This is a genomic window from Pseudomonas sp. (assembly GCF_035554175.1).
Lineage (GTDB): Bacteria > Pseudomonadota > Gammaproteobacteria > Pseudomonadales > Pseudomonadaceae > Aquipseudomonas.
Genome location: NZ_DATMIV010000032.1, coordinates 44,913 through 64,262, shown reverse-complemented (window position 1 = coordinate 64,262; position 19,350 = coordinate 44,913). Strand labels below are relative to the sequence as shown.

Below are 19,350 nucleotides of genomic sequence, written 5' to 3'. Positions count from 1 at the left end.
CGGCAGCTCCTACAGGTGTACGCCGATCTTTTGATGTCGGCCCGTTTCTTACAGGAACCAAGCATGAGCCTACTGACACGCCTGCTGGCGCGCGGCACTGTCGTGCTCGCCAACTCGGCTTCGAAACTGCAATCACTGCAAATGCGCCTCACCGCCGGCGAAGTGAATGACGACCTCGAACACTTCGAACCCTACGGTTTCACCAGCCATCCGCTGGCCGGTGCTGAAGGGGTCGTCACTTTCATCGGCGGCGACCGTTCCCACGCCATCGCTCTGGTCATCGCCGACCGCCGCTATCGCCTGCAAGCGCTGGCTGCGGGCGAAGTGGCGATCTACACCGACGAGGGCGACAGGATCCATTTCAAGCGCGGGCGGATCATCGATATCGACACCGCCACGCTGAACATCCGCGCCAGCAGCGCGGTGAATTTCGACACGCCGGTCATCAATCAGACCGGCAAGATTGTTTCCACAGGCGATCAACTGGCTGGCGGCATCAGTCAGATCAAGCACGTCCATGTCGGTGTGCAGGCCGGCAACGGGCAGACCGGCGCGCCGGCAGGAGGTCAGTGATGTTTATCAGCCAGAACCTCCACGCCGCGCTGACCCGCGCGGTACTCATCAGTCTGTTCACCTGGCGCCGCGCCGCCGATGACGATGCCCTCGATGACGAAGAACGCTTCGGCTGGTGGGGCGACAGTTTTCCCACGGTTGCCGACGACCGTATCGGTTCGCGGCTGTGGCTGTTGCGCCGGGTCAAGCTGACCCGACAAACACAGATGGACGCCGAGTTCTATGCCCGCGAAGCCTTGCAGTGGCTGATCGACGACGGCCACTGCAGCGCCATCGACATCATCAGCGAACGCCTCGACGCCCAGCGCCTGAACCTGCGCACGGTCCTGACCCTGGCCGACGGCGAACGCCTGGACATCAACCCCGATAACAGTTGGCAGGTGATCTATGCCGTTTGAAACCCCTTCGCTGCCGGTGCTGATAAAACGCACCCAAAGCGACCTGGCCGGCGATTCGCTGCGCCAGTCCGATGCGCAGGTACTGGCCCGAACCCTCGGCGGTGCCGCTTATGGGCTGTACGGTTATCTCGACTGGATTGCCGAGCAGATTCTGCCCGACAAGGCCGACGAGTCGACCCTGGAGCGCATCGCTGCACTGCGGCTGAACCAGCCGCGCAAACCCGCGCAAGTGGCTACGGGCACGGTGAGCTTTACCGCAACCGCCGGCGCGGTGCTCGACATCGATACCCTGCTGCAAAGCAACGACGGTCGCACCTACAAAGTCACCGCCGCACGCACGACGGTCAATGGCAGCAACAGCACCACGATTGCGGCACTGGAGGCCGGCAGTCTGGGCAACGCCGATGCCGGTCTGGCGCTGACTCCGGTGCAACCGATTGCCGGCATCGTCGGCAGCAGTTTCCTGGTGCTGGCGCCGGGCCTCAGTGGTGGCGTGGCGCGGGAAAGCCTTGAATCGCTGCGCTCGCGGGTCATCCGTTCCTACCGCGTGATTCCCCACGGTGGCGCGGCCAGCGACTACGAAACCTGGGCACTGGAAGTGCCGGGTGTGACGCGGGCGTGGTGTCGTGGCGGCTTGCTCGGCCCGGGCACGGTGACGGTGTTCATCATGCGCGACGACGATCCGCAACCGGTGCCGAACGATGAACAACTGGCCGAGGTTCAGGACTACATCGAACCGCTGCGTCCGGTTACCGCCGAAGTGCATGTGCAACGTCCGGTGCAAGTACCGGTGGTGTATCGCTTCAAGCGCGTCGAACCGGACACCACCGCGGTACGCGCTGCCGTCGAAGCGCAACTGCGCGATTTGCACAACCGCGAGGCCGACCTGGGTGTGCCGCTGTTGATCAGCCATATCCGCGAAGCGATCAGCAGTGCTGGCGGTGAATACGACCACAGCCTCAGCGCACCGGCCGCCGATGTACCGGCCGGGCAGAGCGAACTGCTCACCTTCGGAGGCTGCGTATGGGGGGCATGAGAACCGCCGCGCAATACCAGGCGCAACTGCGCGCCTTGCTGCCCAGCGGCCCGGCGTGGGACCCGGAACGGGTACCGGAGCTCGAAGAAGTGCTCGAAGGTGTCGCCGTCGAACTGGCGCGCCTCGACGCGCGCGCCGCCGACCTGCTCAACGAAATGGACCCGGCCGGCGTGAGTGAACTGGTGCCGGACTGGGAACGTGTCATGCAACTGCCCGACCCGTGCCTCGGCGCCACACCCTTGTTCGACGACCGCCGCCTCGCCGTACGTCGCCGCCTGCTCGCAGTGGGCAGCCAGGCTGTCGGCTACTACCTCGACATCGCCAAAAGCCAGGGCTACCCCAACGCCAGCATCACCGAACACGAAGCCCCGCGAATGGGCCGCGCCCGTTTCGGCTCGGCCCATTGGGGCACCTGGGAGGCGCAGTTCATGTGGACGCTCAACACCGGCGGGCGTTTGCTCCTCGGTCGGCGTTACGGCGCGAGTTACTGGGGCGAGCGCTTCGGCGTCAATCCGGGCTCGGCACTGGAATGCCTGATCCACCGCAGTGCGCCGGCGCATACCAAAGTGCACATCAATTATGACTAGGGAGGAATGAGGGATGGATTATCCGAAGAGTGTGCCCAGTGCCGGGCTGGTGAATGGCAAGTTTGTCGACGAGAACCCCATGATGGGGACGCCGGGATCGTTGATTCCGGCCGACTGGGGCAATGGGGTTACTCAGGAAATTCTCAACGTGATCAAGGCGGCAGACCTTACACCGGACGAGAAGAAATACGATCAGTTGTTGCAGGCGATTCGCAGCGTTTCGGCCAAGGGCTGGAATCTGGATTCGGCGTTGCCGATCGGTTCCTTGCCATTGCCGACCGTCGCGAATGCAGAGGGCCGACTGGCCGTCACTGCCAATGCTTCGGCGACCAGCGGAGGCAAGGTTTCGGTGCCGCCTGGCATACCGGTGAGCATCGCTCAAGAGGTCGTGCCTGGCCAGTTGGGCAGGTCGCGCACGTTTACCACGTCAAACTGGACCAGCGCCGAATTGTTGCCTAATACGGGCTATTTTCTGCGTGCTCAAGTAGTCGGCGACGCACTGATTTTTTATGTGCAGCGCGGCGCGCCGACTGACCCAGCCCCGGCGTCCCTGAAAGGCATGGCTGATGGCGTGGGCGGTGGCGGATTTTCCTCGACCAGCCTGGACATGTGCGTTGCCTGGATTCTCACCGGAGCGGTGGGAACTGTCCCTTCGGTACTCGCAATCTATAACCGGGCACGGCTCACCTGGAGCCAGACCGTTAGTGGGACCGGTGTGGTTTATCTGCCACTGGACCCGCATGCGCGTTCGGCCCGGTTGATTTTCAGCAATGCGACGCCTTCAGCCAGCCTGCTGACCAACGTAGGGTTCTCGGAGGCCAATTGGTTGGGCTCCAGTTACACGTTTACGAGCCCTGGCGAGCAGAACATCGGTGGCAACCCATCAGGATGGACAGCCAAACATCCAATCGTGATCTGTTCCAATAATGCGGTCGGAGACGCGTCCGTATCGACCTTGACCGCCGGTTTCGATCACACGCAGCTTCGCTCGTTGTGGCAGACATTTCAGTCTCAACATAATCTCGGCTCGATGGATGCTTCGAAGGATGAAGCGCTGCATGGCATCGGCATCAAAACTCACCCTGTTGCCGATTACACCTCCGGTATCGCGGTGAATTTCAGTAACGCCGTCAATGTTCATTTTTTGTGGGAGTTAATCCGATGAAGGTGATTCAGGAGCTTCATCAATTTGGCGACGAACTGCGCCCGCCGCAGCCTTCGCTTGCACACGAGTGGGATGGACAGCAGTGGCTGGCAGACGCATCAAAACTGGCGACGCTGGAACATTTGGAAGCCGAGAACCTGTGCGCGAAAGTCGACGCCGCCGCTGACAACGCTCGCAGCGCACTGGCAGGCGACCCGCTCAAAGCCATGGAGTACGCACAGGCAGCCGCCGACGCTCAGGCTTTTCAGGACGCCGGTTACCCGAAAAAAGAAGTCCCTCTCTCAGTTGCCGCGTGGGTCGTCAAAGGCCGCACGGCCAAACAGGCGGCGGAGCAGATTCTCGCCAAGGCCGAACAGCTGACTGACCACTTGCTCACTCTGCGCACTTTGCGCCTGAAGGCCAAAGCGCAGATCCGCGCGCAGGCGGGCAAGGGCAAGATCGATCTGGCGCGCAGCGCGGCCGATGAAGCCTTGATTGCCATCGGCGAACTTGCCAGCGGTCTTTCCAGCTAAACGATATTTCGTCCCGCTTCACCCAAGCCCACTTCGATGTGGGCTTTTTATTTTCCGAACCAGACCTGTGTTTGCCAGTGCGCAGGCACGGCTCATTTGTCATTTCACAGGAACGAACAACATATGGACTATCCAAAAAGCGTCCCCAGCGTCGGCCTGGTCGACGGCCGTTTCGTCGATGAAAACCCGGTGGCGGGTACGCCGGGCTCGTTGATTCCGGCGGTGTGGGGCAACAGTGTGACTCAGGAGATTCTGAGCGTGATTGCCGGCGGCGGGCTGGTGGCTTCCGAAGCGGATACGGGCCAGTTGTTCAAGGCGATTCAGTCGATTGTCGGCAGCGCCAGTCCGATGCGTTCGGTGATTACCCGACTGGCTGCTTCGAAAGCGCTGACCGAACAGGAACTCGGGCTCGTGTTGATCGACGGCAGCACCGGTGCCGTCACGTTGACGTTGCCACCCGCCAACGCCGCGCTCGGCGTGCGCGATGTGATCCTTCGTCGGGTGGACAACAGCGGCAGTCGTATGGTGATCCAAGCGGCCGGCAGCGACCGAATCCGTTTTCATACTCATCTCTCGCCAAACGGCTATGGGTTTTTCGTATTGATGGGGGGCGGCGACTGGTGGCATTTGCGCAGTGATGGTGCCGGCAGTTGGTGGCCGGTCGGTCGCTTCGACAATACGCCTTTGGGAAGACCATTTTTTGACACGACTATCACGCTCAGTCCGGGCGGATATGGTGCGTTGAATGGCGCTGTCATGAAGCGCGCTGAATGGCCCTGGCTGTGGGATCACGCTCAGCAATCAGGAATGCTGGGATCGGAAGCTTTACGTCCGGGCACGGAGGGGAAATGGACCACCGGCGACGGCGCGACGACGTTTCGTGGCCCTGAGGGCCGGGGTGAATTTCTGCGGGTGCTGGACGAAGGGCGTGGTGTTGACTCGGGGCGTGTGATGGGCACTTTTCAGCCCGGCTCGACTCACTCTTTTGCCTTGGGCGCGAACGGCGGCGGGGCGGTGGGCTCGCGTTGGTCGGACAGCCTGATCGGCTTCGGCGCCGACACCCGTGAAGAAGCTCAACACGTTTCCGGGCTCGTCAATGGCGGTCCCACCTTCCCTGCCGGAACCACCTATCAAATGGATCCCGGCGCCACGCTGCTCTACACGTTCAAATCCCGTCCACGCAACATCGCCTATCCCGGCCGCATCAAACTCATCTGAGGCGCATATGTTCAATTATCTATTTGATGGTTCGGGTGCCCTGTCCGGGCCGGTCGAGTTTCCCGTCACGCCCGGAATAGGCGTTCAGCTTCCCGCCAACGCGGTTGAGCTGACGTACGAATTGCCTGAACCGGAAACCGGTCGCAGCTGGGCGTTGATCAACGGCATACCGCGCGAAGTCGTTGACTGCCGCGGTGTGGTCTATCGCAAGGACGGTGGTGCCCAGCAGGCCTGGACCGATCTGGGCGAGCTGCCTGACACCCTCACGGCAGAGCCGTGGCCCGGTGAGTTTCATGTATGGCGCGACAACGGCTGGCAGCCTGATGAGCAGGCCCGCCTGGCGGATGCCAGGGACCGGGTCCTGGCAACACGCGACGGCTTGCTGCGCGACGCTGTTCTGCGCATTGCGCCTTTGCAATATGCCGAAGACATCGGCGACGCCAGCCATGACGAACAATTGCTGCTGATCGAGTGGAAACTCTACAGCGTCGAGCTGAACCGCATCGAAAAGCAAAGCGGTTTTCCCCACGCAGTCACTTGGCCGGTGCCGCCTGGTGCCACGGCAGCCGTGGTTGCATAACCAGGAGTAGTGCAAATGGATTATCCGAAAAGTATCCCCGGGGTGGGGTTGGTCAACGGCGGCTTCGTTGATGAAAACACCGTCGCCGGAACGCCGGGTTCGTTGATTCCTGCAGCGTGGGGCAACAGCGTCACGCAAGAAATTCTCAACGTCGTTCAGGCGGCCGGGATGGCGCCGAACGAGGCATCGAACAATCAATTGCTGGCTGCGCTACGCAGTCCGGCGTTGTTCATGACCGCTCCGCAGTTCGATGGCGGACGCTCGGCGGCAACAGCCGAGTTTGTGCAGCGGGCGCTGGGCAGTTACGCCAGTGCTCGGGGGATAACCGCTGCCACACAGTTGACCCAGGCCGATGTCGGCTGCTCGATCGGTCTGGGTGGTAATGCGACTTATACAGTGACGCTTCCGGATGCGGCTGCGCCCACGGTGCCGAGCGGCGCCACGATCAGTCTGCATTGCCGTAATAACGCACCCGTCACCGTGGCCAGTAAAACCGGCGCACAGATCAGCCCCCAGGGGGGGTATCTGGCGTCGATCGTAATGAACAATGGTGAGAGTGCAAACTTCGTCAAAGAGTCTGGAATATGGGTGGTTTATGGCACTGCTGCGCTGAAGTACTCGGCTAATGCTGCGGCGCAATTCGGCACGACGGGCTATCAACGGTTTCCCAGCGGTCTGATCGTGCAATGGGTAATGGGCGGAAGTGATGCGAACGGCTACATGTCGGTGTCGTTGCCCATCATGTTTCCCAATGCTGTCCTTGGCGGCATCGCCAATGAAGGCAATCCGGGAGGCTGGGGTGGCTCGAATGTAACTGTCTGGGCCTTCGATGGGGGAGGTTCGACGAGAACGACAGCCGCCGCTCGGGTGCGCAATGTCATCGCTTCCGGTGTGAAGGCAGATGCCGGTATTTCCGGTCGCATACTGGTTTGGGGGTACTGACCATGGTTATTCACTTTTACGCACAGACACTCGGATTCGATCGGGTCGAAAACCCCGGTCCGGCGTTACCCGAAGGTGCGGTGGAAATCACCCACGCGCAATACGCCGAGCTGTTTGCCGGACAGGCGAGCGGCAAAGTCATCAGCGCCAGTGCCAGTGGTCAACCCGTTTTGACCGACCCCGTCGTTTCTCCTGCAACACTGGCCAGCCACGAGCGCGCATGGCGCAACCACGTTCTGCAAGCCACCCAGTGGCTGGTGTTTCGCGATGCCGAAGAGCTGGAGGTGGGTGAAGGTACAACCCTGCGTACCGAGGAGTTCAAAGAGCTCCTGGCCTATCGGCAGGCGTTGCGCGACTGGCCCGATCATTCGGACTTCCCTGATGCGCGTTCACGCCCGGTCGAACCTGACTGGCTTGGAAGGTTTGTTAGGGGCCAATGGCTGAGCGGTTCGCCCTTCAACCGAGGATAGATAGAAATGGATTACCCAAAAAGCGTCCCGGGCTCTGGCCTGGTCGGCGGCAAGTTTGTCGATGAAGATGCCATCGCTGGAACACCGGGGTCGCTGATCCCTGCGAGCTGGGGCAACAGTGTTACTCAGGAAATACTCAGCGCAATTACGGCAGCGGGGTTGAGCCCGGACGAACAGCAGACTGATCAGTTGGCTCAAGCGATCCGGCAACTGTCCAGGCCTGATCCGATGCAACAGTTCCCGGTGCAGGTTTATCGGCGGAATCTGCTCATTAATGGCGACTTCCGAATCTGGCAGCGTGGAGCGAGCAATCAGGCACCCAATATCGGTGGTTACGTGGCGGACCGTTTTCGTTGCGACTGGAACGGTAACGCCGGGGTAAGCATCACTCGCCAGACGTTCCCACTCGGGCAAGGGGAGGTTCCTGGCGAACCTGCCTGCTTCTTGCGCTGGCAACAAACCGCGGCAGGCGCAGGAGCAACGACTCACAGGATTTCACAAAGTATCGAATCGGTCAGAACACTCGCCGCAAGGACTGCCACGTTGACGTTCTGGGCACGATCCGATGCTGCGCGGCCTTTGCAAGTCGCTATCACCCAACAATTCGGTGCAGGGGGATCGGCAGCTGTTGTGAAGGTTGTTGATGTCTTTCAACTGAGTACAACGTGGGGCCGACACACTGCAACGTTTCAGGTGCCTGCCATTGCCGGAAAAATGCAAGGGGCGAACGATTGCCTGACATTGTCGTTCGACCTGCCTTTGAACGTGTTGCAGACCGTAGATCTGACCCTTGTGCAACTGGAAGAGGGACCCGTTTCCACTCCTTTCGAAGTTCGACCACTCGCCGAAGAACTGATGCTGTGTCAGCGCTACTACGAAAAGTCTTTTGCGAGCGGAATACCGGTCAAGGCAAACAACGGAACCAACACCTGTATTTCGACATTCACCCAAGTACCGGCAGGCAACACGGGCCAATACGGTATGACCATCGGTTTGTTGGTGCAGAAAAGGGTTCAGCCCACCGTGACCGCGTATTGCCCGGCCGACAGCAGTAATCAAGTCTGGAATCAAACAATCGGCAAGGCCTGTACGGGTACTACTTTGCAGGGTGTAACCGATCGCAGTATCTCGTTTGCAACTGTCACGCCCGTAGGAAGTGCTCCTGGGCAGACCTTGCAGTTGGAATGGACTGCAGACGCGGAAATTTAGGAGCGACGTTAATGACATATCAACTGACCGCTTGCGGTGTACTGCGCACGGGCGATTCAGCGTTCATTCCAGCTGATCCGACCAATCGCGACTGGCTTGAATATCAGCAGTGGCTTTTATCGGGCGGTCAAGTGCAATCCCTCGAAGGAGCCCTTGGAGAAGCCCTAGCGCAGAGCCCCCTGAAAACTCTGGCAAATAAATGGCTGGCAAGCATCAGCCGTCAGCCGTGATTCAATCGGGGCAACATCCAGGGAGGATCAAGCAGCATGCAAATAACTGAAAAACACCTTAACGACATCATGCCCAACGCCCGCTCCCAAGCGGGCGTTTTTGTTTCGGTACTCAACGCCGCCATGTCGAGGCATCGGATCGATACGCCTAAACGTATCGCTGCTTTTCTGGCACAGGTCGGTCACGAGTCGGGCCAATTGCGTTACGTGCGCGAATTGGGCGACAACCAGTACCTGAGCAAATACGACACCGGCACTCTGGCGCTACGTTTGGGCAATACGCCCGAGGCGGACGGCGACGGGCAAAAATATCGGGGGCGAGGACTTATACAAATCACCGGTCGCGCCAACTACCGCCAATGCAGCCTCGGCCTGTTTGGCGATGAGCGTTTGCTGTCGTTGCCTGAATTGCTCGAGCAACCGCAATGGGCGGCCGAATCGGCGGCGTGGTTCTGGGCGCAGAAGGTCCTGAATGAGCTGGCCGACGCGGACCAGTTCAACACCATCACCCGTCGAATCAACGGCGGGTTGAACGGCTTGCAGGATCGCCTGGATATCTGGGCGCGGGCGAGGGCGGTGCTATGTCCGGCTCCTGGCGAGTGATTGGCCTGTTACTGCTGGTCGCCGGGGCTTTTGCCGCGGCGTGGCAGTTGCAGGACTGGCGCTACGGCCGGCAACTGGCCGAGCAGGCCCGGTTAAACGCCGAGACGCAAAATCAAATCACGCAGAGCGCCGCCAGCGCACAACAGGCCGAGCAGGATAAACGCCTGGCGCTGGAGCAGCGGCTTGCGGCCAGTGAACAAACCCATTACCGAGCGCTCAGCGATGCCCAACGTGATCAGGATCGCCTGCGCGATCGTCTTGCTACTGCCGATGTGCGCCTGTCAGTCCTTCTCGACGCCGGCGACCTTGCCCACGGCTGTGCGGTGCCAGCCCCCGCCAGCACCGGCGGCGTGGATTCTGCAACCGTACGCGCCCGACTTGACCCGGCGCATGCTCAACGAATTATCGCCATCACCGACACCGGCGACCGTGGACTGATTGCTTTGCAGGCCTGTCAGGCCTATGTCAGAGCACTGGCGCCCGAACATTTTGAATGATTCTGTGTATTGAAAGCGCGTCCGGCTCGTGTACGGTGAAGGCATTCCACACGATCCGGAGCCCGCCGTGAAAGAGACCACCCAACTGGCCGCAGACCTGGGCCGACGTCTGCAAGTGCTAAATGCCCACGTCACTACCGCCGAATCCTGCACCGGCGGCGGGATTGCTGAGGCGATCACGCGTATTCCGGGCAGTTCGGCCTGGTTCGAGGCCGGTTATGTGACTTACTCCAACCGACAGAAAACCCGGCAGCTGAATGTGCCGGGCGATTTGTTCGAGACGGTGGGCGCGGTCAGTCGCGAAGTGGTCGAGGCCATGGTGCGCGGCGCGCAGCAGCACAGCCTGGCGCATTTTGCCGTGGCAGTCAGTGGTGTAGCGGGTCCGGACGGTGGCACGCCGAACAAACCGGTGGGTACTGTGTGGCTGGCCTGGGGCGTAGGCGACGACGTTTACAGCGAGGTTCAACACTTCCCTGGCAACCGCGATGAAGTCCGCCGACAAACGGTGAAGGCCGCGCTAGAGGGGCTTGTGCGACTAGCGGCAAGAGAAATCGAAAATCAGGGGTAGGCGATCTTCGAACGCTGTGGAATAATACTGGCTACTTATACAGGTGTTGGCCGTCAGGCCTTATTGATTACGTGAGGACTTTAATGGACGACAACAAGAAGAAAGCCTTGGCTGCGGCCCTGGGTCAGATCGAACGTCAATTCGGCAAGGGTGCCGTAATGCGTATGGGCGATCAGGACCGTCAGGCGATCCCCGCCATTTCCACTGGCTCTCTGGGTCTGGACATCGCACTCGGCATCGGCGGTCTGCCAAAAGGCCGTATTGTTGAAATCTACGGTCCTGAATCCTCCGGTAAAACCACACTGACCTTGTCCGTGATCGCCCAGGCGCAAAAAGCCGGCGCGACCTGCGCGTTCGTCGACGCCGAGCACGCGCTTGATCCAGAGTACGCCGGCAAGCTGGGCGTCAACGTCGATGACCTGCTGGTCTCCCAGCCGGACACTGGCGAACAGGCACTGGAAATCACCGATATGCTGGTGCGCTCCAACGCTGTTGACGTGATCATCGTCGACTCCGTGGCAGCTCTGGTACCGAAGGCGGAAATCGAAGGTGAAATGGGCGACATGCACGTCGGCCTGCAAGCACGTCTGATGTCTCAGGCGCTGCGTAAAATCACCGGTAACATCAAGAATGCCAACTGCCTGGTGATCTTCATCAACCAGATCCGTATGAAGATCGGCGTGATGTTCGGCAGCCCGGAAACCACCACTGGTGGTAACGCGCTGAAGTTCTACGCCTCGGTTCGTCTCGACATCCGCCGTACCGGCGCGGTGAAGGAAGGCGACGAAGTGGTCGGCAGCGAAACCCGCGTCAAGGTTGTGAAGAACAAGGTGGCTTCGCCGTTCCGTCAGGCCGAGTTCCAGATTCTTTACGGCAAGGGCATCTACCTCAACGGCGAGATGATCGACCTGGGTGTGCTGCACGGTTTCGTCGAGAAGTCCGGTGCCTGGTATGCCTACGAAGGCACCAAAATCGGTCAGGGCAAGGCCAACTCGGCCAAGTTCCTGGCGGACAACCCGGAAATCGCCGCGAAGCTTGAGAAGCAACTGCGTGACAAGCTGCTGTCGCCAGCGGTGATCGCGGACTCCAAGGCCTCTGCGGTCAAAGAGACCGAAGATGACCTGGCCGACGCTGACCTCTGATTGCAGCGATGACCATCGCCGTACTGGATACCCTCGTCGCGGTGCGGCGAACTGCCATGGACCTGCTCGCACGCCGCGAGCATGGTCGAGTCGAGCTGACGCGTAAACTGCGTCAGCGCGGCGCCGAGGCGGAGCTGATCGAAACAGCTCTCGACCGTCTGACGGAAGAAGGCCTGCTTTCCGAAGCCCGTTACCTTGAAAGCTTTGTCTCCTATCGCGCCCGCTCCGGCTATGGGCCTCTGCGAATTCGCGAGGAACTCAGCCAGCGGGGCTTGCAACGCAGCGACATCGAAATCGCCCTGCGCGAAAGCGGTATCAATTGGCAGGCGCAACTTCAGGACACATGGCAGCGCAAGTTCTCCGGGCATTTACCGATTGATGCCAAAGAGCGGGCCAGGCAAGGCCGGTTTCTGGCGTATCGGGGTTTCTCGATGGAGATGATCAACCGCTTGTTCAGCGGTCGGAATATGGACGATTAAACCGACTCAATAAAACGGCCCGCTATTGTGAAAATAGCGGGCCGTTTTTTTTGCCTTCAAATCACGTTTGAAGGCGCTCGCGAGCGTTGTGCGGTAGGCGGTTTCGAATCGGACCAGTTTTCAGGAAGGTTGATGTAGTCCACCAACTCTCTCAGGCGACCATGAGTGCGGCCATTGAAGGCAAACGCCAAGCGCGCCAGATGGCTGAACTGGGGATCGTCCTGTTCCTCGCCACCGTAGGCGTGTTGATGAAACCCGTCGCTCAGGCACAGATCAGCGAACGCTTCCTGCATCTGCGCCAGCGCCTGCTCACTGAGTTTGTGGTGCATGCGGATCACGAACTGCCGTTTGAGCCAGCGGCTGGAGTGGAAATTGCGGTAGAACTGGTTGATCTGATCCACCGCTTCTTCAACGCTGTAGACCAGTCGCATCAGCTTCATATCGGTCGGCAGGATGTAACGGTTGTCTTCCAGCTGATTGCGAATGAAATCCAGCGCGCCTTGCCAGAAGGTGCCGCCCGGAACATCCAGCAGTACCACGGGCACCAATGGACTTTTACCGGTCTGAATCAGCGTCAGCACTTCCAGAGCTTCATCCAGGGTGCCAAACCCGCCCGGGCACAGCACCAGCGCGTCGGCTTCCTTGACGAAAAACAGTTTGCGGGTGAAGAAAAAGTGAAACGGCAACAGATTGCCAGTGCCATCGACGGTGGGGTTGGCGTGTTGCTCGAAGGGCAGGGTGATGTTGAAGCCCAGGCTATGGTCACGCCCGGCCCCTTCATGGGCGGCGGCCATGATGCCGCCACCGGCACCGGTGATGACCATCATGTCCGCACGCGTGAGGGCGGCGCCGAGTTCACGGGCCATCGCGTACAACGGATGCTCCATGGGCGTACGCGCCGAGCCGAAAACGGTGACTTTGCGGCGACCCCTGAATTGCTCAAGCACGCGGAACGCCTGCTCCAGCTCACGCAGGGCTTGCAAGGTAATCTTGGCGTTCCAGCGGTTGTGGTCTTCCTGGGCCATGCGCAGCACGGTCAGGATCATGTCGCGGTAGATGGGGAGGTTCGGGCTGTTGGGGGACACCCGGTGGAGCTGGGCTTCGACCTGGCTGATGAGGTCGGGGCCGCTCTCCTGAAAATGACGGCTCAAGAGGTCATTCGGTTGGTAAGGCATTCAACGTCTCCTTCTGCACAGAGCGGGTGGCCCTGATGAACGACGTCAGGGCCGCGCTGCAAGAACACACACAGGCGGCAGTTCCATTTCTGCCGTTACGAGTGATCGGAATATTCTGAATCTAGACCCTCGCACGCATTCGCGCTGACTTGAACAGTGCGCTGGAACGTTTTGCCTGGCAACCGCTTGTTGATTTGCTACCCATGCGTCGCCGCTCGTCTGAACGCGCTCCGAAGCGCATGCCCTCTGATTTACTGAAAGACAGATGTCGCAAGACAAGGCAATTCAAGGATTCGCAGGTGGCAAGGAGGCGGGATGCATGGCCAGATTGATTCTGGAGATCGATACGCAGCTGTATCGAATGTTGCAAGAGTCAGCCGAGGCGAACCAATTGAGTCTCGAAGAGGAGTGCTGCCGACGATTGGCCGGCGGCGAGCGTCGCTCGCGCTATCTCCAGGCTCTGGTGGCAGAATTGCGCGCCGAGGATGAACAGCGGCGCGCTAACACTTCGCGCTGATTACTTCTTCTTCGCTGGTGCGGCTTTCGGGCAATCGGATTCCTGATAGCTGGCCGAGCCGATCGCTTTATTGGTTTTAACTTCGGTGAAGTCGTAACGCATGACCGCGCCCTTGGCCATCAGCTTGCGGTACGACGGGTTGTTGCACACCGAGGCGCCCAGCTGGAAATACACGGCTTTCGGATCAGCGCGCATTTTGTCGGCGTGGCTCTTCTGCACGCTCAGATGGTTGATCAGTTGCGTGCCTTCGACGGTGTAGCCTTGATCAAGAATGTCTTCATTGATCGCCCGTGGCGTGCCGACGCTGCTTTGGGCGGCGACGTTGCGCAGCTCTCTGTTCAGATTCTGCTCACTCAGGGAGGCAGCCTGAGCGGTAAAGGACGACGCCAGCAGAATGGCAGCGGTGGGAACGATAAGGCGCAGCATGAAACTCTCCTGATTCGGTGACTGGTTGGTTCGACCCGTCACGGGGCGGTGCGTTCAGTGGCGGCGAATTATAGGGGAGCGGGTCTGGACGGTACAGGCTTGTAGTCGCCGCTCTGGTAAACTGCCGGCCTTTATTGCCCTGCCGAGTGTTATTCGTGTCGAATTTCCCTGTCTGCCGGCGTTGCCTGCGATGAATCATGCCCCCAACGCCGTGGCCCGCTTGCGCGATCAGCGCGAGGACGAAGGCATCAAGCCGATTCAGGCGCGTGGCTTTCGTTCCGAGCGTTGCCGCGATTGCCGGGTAATCATCAGCCACTGCCTGTGCGCTTGGCGGCCAAGCGTGGAAACCCGTTCCGGCGTGTGCCTGATCATGACCGGCAAGGAAGTGTTCAAGCCGAGCAACACCGGTTGGCTGATCGCTGATGTGGTGCGGGACAACCATGCCTTCATCTGGTCACGAACCGAGCCCGATCCAAAGATGCTGGCGCTGCTCAACGATCCGCAATGGCAGCCATATCTGGTATTTCCGGGCGAATATGTCGAGCCCTCGCGCGTGACCAATACAGTGACCGTCGATAGCAGCAAGCGCCCGCTGTTCATCCTGCTCGATGCCACCTGGACCGAAGCGCGCAAGATCTTCCGCAAGAGCCCGTATTTCGACAGGTTGCCGATTCTCAGCCTGCTGCCCGACAAACTCTCGCGTTATCGCTTGCGCCGTTCGACCCGCAGCGAGCATTTGTGCACGGCTGAAGTCGCCGCGTTGTGTCTGGAACAGGCCGGCGATAGCGATGCCGCTTCGGCGCTGGATGCTTACTTCGACGTGTTCAGCCAGCATTACCTCGGCGCCAAGCAGCAACTGGACATGAATGAATCGACCCAGGCTCATGCAGAGTTGTTGCCCTATATACGAAAGCCGCAGCCGGAGTTGGCCCAATAGTGGCCCATACTGTCGACAGCGCTGGCCGTGTCGCTTGACCACCCCGGCTTCGCTGGGCATGCTTGGCGCCGTTCAGGGTGCGGCCAAGGTTTGAAACGCCGGGTTTGCTGTTGATTGGCGTTGAACGTGCCCCTGTGGATAGCGCTTCGAGGCGCTGTCTCGAGTTGCTTTGGCCAGACCGGAATGCACCGAGTCTGCCATCAAAAACAGGATCATTTGAAAAATGGCCACATACGACATCCTGATTGCCGATGATCACCCCCTGTTTCGCAGCGCCCTGCATCAAGCGGTGACGCTCGGACTTGGCCCGGATGTGCGGCTGGTGGAAGTGGCGAGCATTGCCGAACTGGAAGCCCGCCTGACCGAAAAGGCCGACTGGGATCTGGTTCTGCTCGATCTGAACATGCCCGGCGCCTACGGGTTTTCCGGGCTGGTGCTGTTGCGCGGGCAATACCCGCAGATTCCGGTGGTGATGGTCTCGGCCCAGGAAGAAGCCTCGGTGATGGTCAAGTCCCGCGAGTTCGGCGCCAGCGGGTTCATACCCAAATCCAGCGATCTGAGCGTGATTCAGGAAGCCGTGCGCAAAGTGCTCGATGGCGATGTGTTCTGGCCACCGCAGGCGTTCGAGGCGGTGAGCGTGTCGGATGAGGCCAAAGCGGCCAGCGATGGGCTGGCCAGCCTGACGCCGCAACAGTTCCGCGTGTTGACCATGGTCTGCGAAGGCCTGCTGAACAAACAGATCGCCTATGAGTTGAGCGTGTCCGAAGCGACCATCAAGGCCCACGTCACGGCAATCTTTCGCAAATTGAATGTGCGCACCCGTACGCAAGCGGCATTGCTGCTGCAACAACTTGAGTCAATTCCGAGCCAGTAATGGCTGGCTGTTTCACGCTTTTTTGACTTTCGTTGATCTAGCTTCCCCACTCCTTTTTGGTTGGTTTTCTCCTTATGTCACCTTTCAAGGGCCAGACCGGCCTGAAACGCATCCTCAACGCATCCGGCTATTCGCTCGATGGTCTGCGCGCCGCCTTCACCGGCGAAGCAGCGTTCCGCCAATTGGTGCTGCTCAATGTCGTACTGATTCCGCTGACATTCTTCCTCAATGTCAGCCGTGTCGAACAGGCCGTATTGATTGCTGTGTGTCTGCTGGCGCTGATCGTCGAGCTGCTGAACTCGGCGGTGGAAGCGGCCATCGACCGTATCTCGCTGGAACTGCACCCGCTGTCGAAAAACGCCAAGGACATGGGCAGCGCCGCGCAGTTCGTGGCGCTGAGCATGATCGCCCTGGTGTGGGCAGTGATTCTGCTTTAAGCGATGCTCGGCAGGACGATCTCGTCGCTGCGCTGCACCCCGGCGGTGAACGCGCGGCACAGATCGAGAAACTCGCGCATGGCCGAGGTCTGGTACTTCTGTTTGTGCCAGATGAAATAGAACTGCCGGGCCAGGTCCAGATCCGGCGTCTCCACCGGCACCAGGCTACCGCGGCGGAAGGCATCGCGCAGTGCCAGCCGCGAAATGCAGCCAATCCCCAAGCCTGATTCCACCGCGCGTTTGATCGCTTCGGTGTGTTCCAGCTCCAGCCGAATGTTCAGCGCACTGCGATGGTGGCGCATGGCTTGATCGAAGGTCAGGCGCGTCCCGGAACCCTGTTCGCGCAGAATCCACGCTTCGTGAGTCAACTCTTCCATCGTGGCGCTGCCGCGCTTTGCCAACGGATGCTGCGGCGCGCAGAACACCACCAGCTCGTCTTCGACCCAGCTCTGCACTTCGATGTCGGGGTGGCTGCAATCGCCTTCAATCAGACCCAGATCAATTTCGTAGTGGGCGACTTGTTGCACGATATTGGCAGTGTTCTGCACGTGCAGCTTCACCTGGCTTTCCGGGTGGCGCTGCATGAAGCTGCCGATCAGCAGGGTCGCCAGATAATTGCCGATGGTCAGCGTTGCACCGACCGACAATGAGCCGAAACCGGATTTGCCGTTGAGCAGGTCTTCGATCTCCTTGGCCTGATCGAGCAGGGCCACCGCTTGAGGCAACAGTTGTTTGCCAAGGGCGTTGAGGCTAAGGCGTTTGCCGGCGCGGTCGAACAGCTGACAGCTGGACTGGCGCTCAAGCTCGGTGATCGAAGTGCTCGCCGCCGATTGCGAGAGGTTGAGCAGACCCGCAGCACGGGATACGCTTTCCTGCTGGGCGACGGCGACGAATACTTGCAGCTGACGGAGAGTAAATCGCATATCGATATAACCGATAACCCTTATCTTAATAATCCAGTTAACAGATATTGTCGTCGCTATTAGAATGCGATGCAATTGCGCACGTTAAGCCTCGACGGGCCGCGCAGACCCAATCTCCAGGAGTCAAACGTACATGAGCAACATGAACCACGAGCGTGTCCTCAGTGTTCATCACTGGAACGACACTCTGTTCAGCTTCAAGTGCACCCGCGATCCGGGTCTGCGCTTCGAGAACGGTCAGTTCGTGATGATCGGCCTGCAACAGCCCAACGGCCGCCCGCTTATGCGCGCTTACTCGATCGCCAGCCCGAACTGGGAAGAGCATCTCGAGTTCTTCAGCATCAAGGTGCAGGACGGTCCGCTGACCTCCCAGCTGCAGCACTTGAAGGAAGGCGACGAGATCATCATCTCGAAAAAGCCTACCGGCACCCTGGTGCTGGATGACCTGAATCCGGGTAAACATTTGTACCTGCTGAGCACCGGCACCGGTCTGGCGCCGTTCATGAGCGTCATTCAGGACCCGGAAACCTACGAGCGCTTTGAAAAAGTGATCCTGGTTCACGGTGTGCGTTACGTCAACGAAGTCGCCTACCGCGAATTCATCACCGAGCACCTGCCGCAGAACGAGTTCTTTGGCGAGGCGCTGCGTGACAAGCTGATCTACTACCCGACCGTGACCCGTGAGCCGTTCGAGAATCAGGGACGTCTGACCGACCTGATGCGCAGCGGCAAGCTGTTCAGCGACATCGGCCTGCCACCGATCAACCCGCAGGATGACCGCGCGATGATCTGCGGCAGCCCGAGCATGCTCGATGAGACCAGCGAAGTGCTCGACAGCTTCGGTCTGAAGATCTCGGCGCGGATGCGCGAGCCGGGTGACTACCTGATCGAGCGAGCGTTCGTCGAGAAATAACCCCCACTGAAAAGCCCCCATTGCCTTGGCAGGCAATGGGGGCTTTTTTATGCCCGACACATTTTCTTCATGCCTGCCACGATCCATGTAGGAGCTGCCGAAGGCTGCGATCTTTTGATCCTGCTTTTAAGATCAAGATCAAAAGATCGCAGCCTTCGGCAGCTCCTACATTGACCGCGAGCATTAAGCCCCAGCCGGGATGACTTCCAGCACACAAATCCGCTCTGGCGTCGGGTAATGCCAGCGCACGTCCAGATCCCAGAACTGTGCGCCGTACTCTCGCTCAGGCGCGGGCGTTTGATACGCCGGGCGCGGATCCTGGCCCAGACACTGCTCAATCAATTCAACCAACGGCTCATCGAGGCGCAGCGCGTGCCCGTGCGCCTGTTGCAGCGCTGAATCCGTCCACTGCACATCGATCAGACACGGCGCTGCGCTGGCAATGTCATTGGTCGCATCCGGGATGATGTCGGCGTACGGCACATACGGTTTGATATCCAGCATCGGCGTACCGTCGAGCAAATCGATCCCGGAAATGAACAGGCGATGGCCTTCGACCTTGTCCAGTTTCACCACCGAATGGCCGATGCCGTTGGGGCGGTGCGTGGCGCGAGTGGCGAACACGCCCATCGACTTGTTACCACCCAGACGAGGCGGGCGCACCTTCAGGCGCGGCTTGTCTTCCAGGGCCTGATGGAACAGGAACAACAGCCACACGTGACTGACCTGTTCCAGCCCCTGCACGGCGTCGCCCTGATCGAAAGGCGCCACCAGCTCCAGCACGCCACGGGCGGCAGGGGCCAGTTGCGGCTGACGTGGAATGGCGAACTTCTCCTTGAAGCAAGAGCGTACGAAGCCGATGGGGGAGACGCTGTAAGTCATGGTCTGCATTCGAAGCGGGGCGGGTATGGGCTGCAAAGCATTAAGCTAGAAGCTAGA

General features: G+C 59.9%; 26 protein-coding genes. 22 read left to right on the top strand and 4 right to left on the bottom strand.

Features of this window, described 5'->3' with window-relative positions; translation table 11 throughout:
* The first annotated feature begins 63 nt into the window (after positions 1-63).
* The 17 genes from VNV36_RS15590 to recX all read left to right on the top strand — a co-directional run bounded on the left by VNV36_RS15590 (position 64) and on the right by recX (position 12,209).
* Positions 64-573: a phage baseplate assembly protein V gene (locus VNV36_RS15590; RefSeq protein WP_325718537.1), complete on the top strand. Its 510-nt coding sequence runs from the start codon at positions 64-66 to the stop codon at positions 571-573.
* Positions 573-971 (top strand): phage GP46 family protein, encoded by a 399-nt coding sequence (locus tag VNV36_RS15585; RefSeq protein ID WP_047601236.1) that lies wholly within the window; start codon positions 573-575, stop codon positions 969-971. The genes VNV36_RS15590 and VNV36_RS15585 overlap by 1 nt, the downstream gene beginning before the upstream one ends.
* Positions 961-2,007, top strand: a complete 1,047-nt coding sequence (locus tag VNV36_RS15580; RefSeq protein ID WP_325718536.1) for a baseplate J/gp47 family protein — start codon at positions 961-963, stop codon at positions 2,005-2,007. Before VNV36_RS15585 ends, VNV36_RS15580 begins: the two co-directional genes overlap by 11 nt.
* Positions 1,995-2,594, top strand: coding sequence for a YmfQ family protein (locus VNV36_RS15575; RefSeq protein WP_325718535.1), 600 nt, complete (start codon positions 1,995-1,997; stop codon positions 2,592-2,594). Before VNV36_RS15580 ends, VNV36_RS15575 begins: the two co-directional genes overlap by 13 nt.
* Before the next feature lie 13 nt (positions 2,595-2,607).
* On the top strand, positions 2,608-3,759 hold the full coding sequence (locus tag VNV36_RS15570) for a phage tail protein (protein ID WP_325718534.1): 1,152 nt from the start codon (positions 2,608-2,610) through the stop codon (positions 3,757-3,759).
* Complete coding sequence (locus tag VNV36_RS15565; protein WP_325718533.1) at positions 3,756-4,271, top strand: phage tail protein; 516 nt, start codon at positions 3,756-3,758, stop codon at positions 4,269-4,271. Before VNV36_RS15570 ends, VNV36_RS15565 begins: the two co-directional genes overlap by 4 nt.
* Before the next feature lie 123 nt (positions 4,272-4,394).
* Positions 4,395-5,489 (top strand): phage tail protein, encoded by a 1,095-nt coding sequence (locus VNV36_RS15560; RefSeq protein WP_325718532.1) that lies wholly within the window; start codon positions 4,395-4,397, stop codon positions 5,487-5,489.
* A gap of 7 nt (positions 5,490-5,496) precedes the next feature.
* Positions 5,497-6,069 (top strand): tail fiber assembly protein, encoded by a 573-nt coding sequence (locus VNV36_RS15555; protein WP_325718531.1) that lies wholly within the window; start codon positions 5,497-5,499, stop codon positions 6,067-6,069.
* A gap of 15 nt (positions 6,070-6,084) precedes the next feature.
* Positions 6,085-7,011, top strand: a complete 927-nt coding sequence (locus VNV36_RS15550) for a gp53-like domain-containing protein (protein WP_325718530.1) — start codon at positions 6,085-6,087, stop codon at positions 7,009-7,011.
* Positions 7,012-7,013: 2 nt separating this feature from the next.
* On the top strand, positions 7,014-7,481 hold the full coding sequence (locus VNV36_RS15545; RefSeq protein WP_325718529.1) for a phage tail assembly chaperone: 468 nt from the start codon (positions 7,014-7,016) through the stop codon (positions 7,479-7,481).
* Positions 7,482-7,487: 6 nt separating this feature from the next.
* Positions 7,488-8,690, top strand: coding sequence for a carbohydrate-binding protein CenC (locus VNV36_RS15540; RefSeq protein WP_325718528.1), 1,203 nt, complete (start codon positions 7,488-7,490; stop codon positions 8,688-8,690).
* A gap of 11 nt (positions 8,691-8,701) precedes the next feature.
* Positions 8,702-8,920: a hypothetical protein gene (locus VNV36_RS15535; protein WP_325718527.1), complete on the top strand. Its 219-nt coding sequence runs from the start codon at positions 8,702-8,704 to the stop codon at positions 8,918-8,920.
* Positions 8,921-8,956: 36 nt separating this feature from the next.
* Entirely contained in the window at positions 8,957-9,523 is a 567-nt protein-coding gene (locus VNV36_RS15530) for a glycoside hydrolase family 19 protein (RefSeq protein WP_325718526.1), read from the top strand.
* Positions 9,502-10,020: a lysis system spanin subunit gene (locus VNV36_RS15525; protein ID WP_325718525.1), complete on the top strand. Its 519-nt coding sequence runs from the start codon at positions 9,502-9,504 to the stop codon at positions 10,018-10,020. Before VNV36_RS15530 ends, VNV36_RS15525 begins: the two co-directional genes overlap by 22 nt.
* A gap of 67 nt (positions 10,021-10,087) precedes the next feature.
* Positions 10,088-10,588 (top strand): CinA family protein, encoded by a 501-nt coding sequence (locus VNV36_RS15520; RefSeq protein ID WP_325718524.1) that lies wholly within the window; start codon positions 10,088-10,090, stop codon positions 10,586-10,588.
* 83 nt (positions 10,589-10,671) lie between these two features.
* Complete coding sequence (gene recA / locus VNV36_RS15515; RefSeq protein ID WP_024011876.1) at positions 10,672-11,730, top strand: recombinase RecA; 1,059 nt, start codon at positions 10,672-10,674, stop codon at positions 11,728-11,730.
* An 8-nt stretch (positions 11,731-11,738) separates the two neighbouring features.
* Complete coding sequence (gene recX / locus VNV36_RS15510; protein ID WP_325718523.1) at positions 11,739-12,209, top strand: recombination regulator RecX; 471 nt, start codon at positions 11,739-11,741, stop codon at positions 12,207-12,209.
* 56 nt (positions 12,210-12,265) lie between these two features.
* Here recX and VNV36_RS15505 read toward each other — a convergent pair whose 3' ends face one another.
* Positions 12,266-13,384: an LOG family protein gene (locus VNV36_RS15505; protein ID WP_325718522.1), complete on the bottom strand. Its 1,119-nt coding sequence runs from the start codon at positions 13,382-13,384 to the stop codon at positions 12,266-12,268.
* 319 nt (positions 13,385-13,703) lie between these two features.
* Between VNV36_RS15505 and VNV36_RS15500 the strand changes: the two genes are divergently transcribed.
* Complete coding sequence (locus VNV36_RS15500; protein WP_325718521.1) at positions 13,704-13,901, top strand: hypothetical protein; 198 nt, start codon at positions 13,704-13,706, stop codon at positions 13,899-13,901.
* Here VNV36_RS15500 and VNV36_RS15495 read toward each other — a convergent pair whose 3' ends face one another.
* Positions 13,902-14,327 carry a PA3611 family quorum-sensing-regulated virulence factor gene (locus VNV36_RS15495; RefSeq protein WP_305441713.1) on the bottom strand — a complete coding sequence of 142 codons (426 nt, stop codon included), beginning with the start codon at positions 14,325-14,327 and terminating at the stop codon, positions 13,902-13,904.
* 190 nt (positions 14,328-14,517) lie between these two features.
* Here VNV36_RS15495 and VNV36_RS15490 point away from each other — a divergent pair, with 190 nt between their 5' ends.
* The 3 genes from VNV36_RS15490 (at position 14,518) to VNV36_RS15480 (ending at position 16,575) form a co-directional block, all read left to right on the top strand.
* Entirely contained in the window at positions 14,518-15,264 is a 747-nt protein-coding gene (locus VNV36_RS15490) for a tRNA-uridine aminocarboxypropyltransferase (protein WP_325718520.1), read from the top strand.
* A 223-nt stretch (positions 15,265-15,487) separates the two neighbouring features.
* Positions 15,488-16,138 carry a response regulator transcription factor ErdR gene (gene erdR / locus VNV36_RS15485; protein ID WP_016771412.1) on the top strand — a complete coding sequence of 217 codons (651 nt, stop codon included), beginning with the start codon at positions 15,488-15,490 and terminating at the stop codon, positions 16,136-16,138.
* A 74-nt stretch (positions 16,139-16,212) separates the two neighbouring features.
* On the top strand, positions 16,213-16,575 hold the full coding sequence (locus tag VNV36_RS15480; RefSeq protein WP_042607041.1) for a diacylglycerol kinase: 363 nt from the start codon (positions 16,213-16,215) through the stop codon (positions 16,573-16,575).
* Here VNV36_RS15480 and VNV36_RS15475 read toward each other — a convergent pair.
* Positions 16,572-17,498, bottom strand: a complete 927-nt coding sequence (locus VNV36_RS15475) for a LysR family transcriptional regulator (RefSeq protein ID WP_325718519.1) — start codon at positions 17,496-17,498, stop codon at positions 16,572-16,574. The two genes, VNV36_RS15480 and VNV36_RS15475, sit on opposite strands and share 4 nt — an antisense overlap.
* Before the next feature lie 133 nt (positions 17,499-17,631).
* Between VNV36_RS15475 and fpr the strand changes: the two genes are divergently transcribed.
* Positions 17,632-18,411 (top strand): ferredoxin-NADP reductase, encoded by a 780-nt coding sequence (gene fpr / locus VNV36_RS15470; RefSeq protein WP_007908723.1) that lies wholly within the window; start codon positions 17,632-17,634, stop codon positions 18,409-18,411.
* Between the two features lie 183 nt (positions 18,412-18,594).
* Here the strand turns inward: fpr and tsaA are convergent, their stop codons facing one another.
* Positions 18,595-19,293 carry a tRNA (N6-threonylcarbamoyladenosine(37)-N6)-methyltransferase TrmO gene (tsaA, locus tag VNV36_RS15465; protein WP_325718518.1) on the bottom strand — a complete coding sequence of 233 codons (699 nt, stop codon included), beginning with the start codon at positions 19,291-19,293 and terminating at the stop codon, positions 18,595-18,597.
* Between the last annotated feature and the right edge of the window lie 57 nt (positions 19,294-19,350).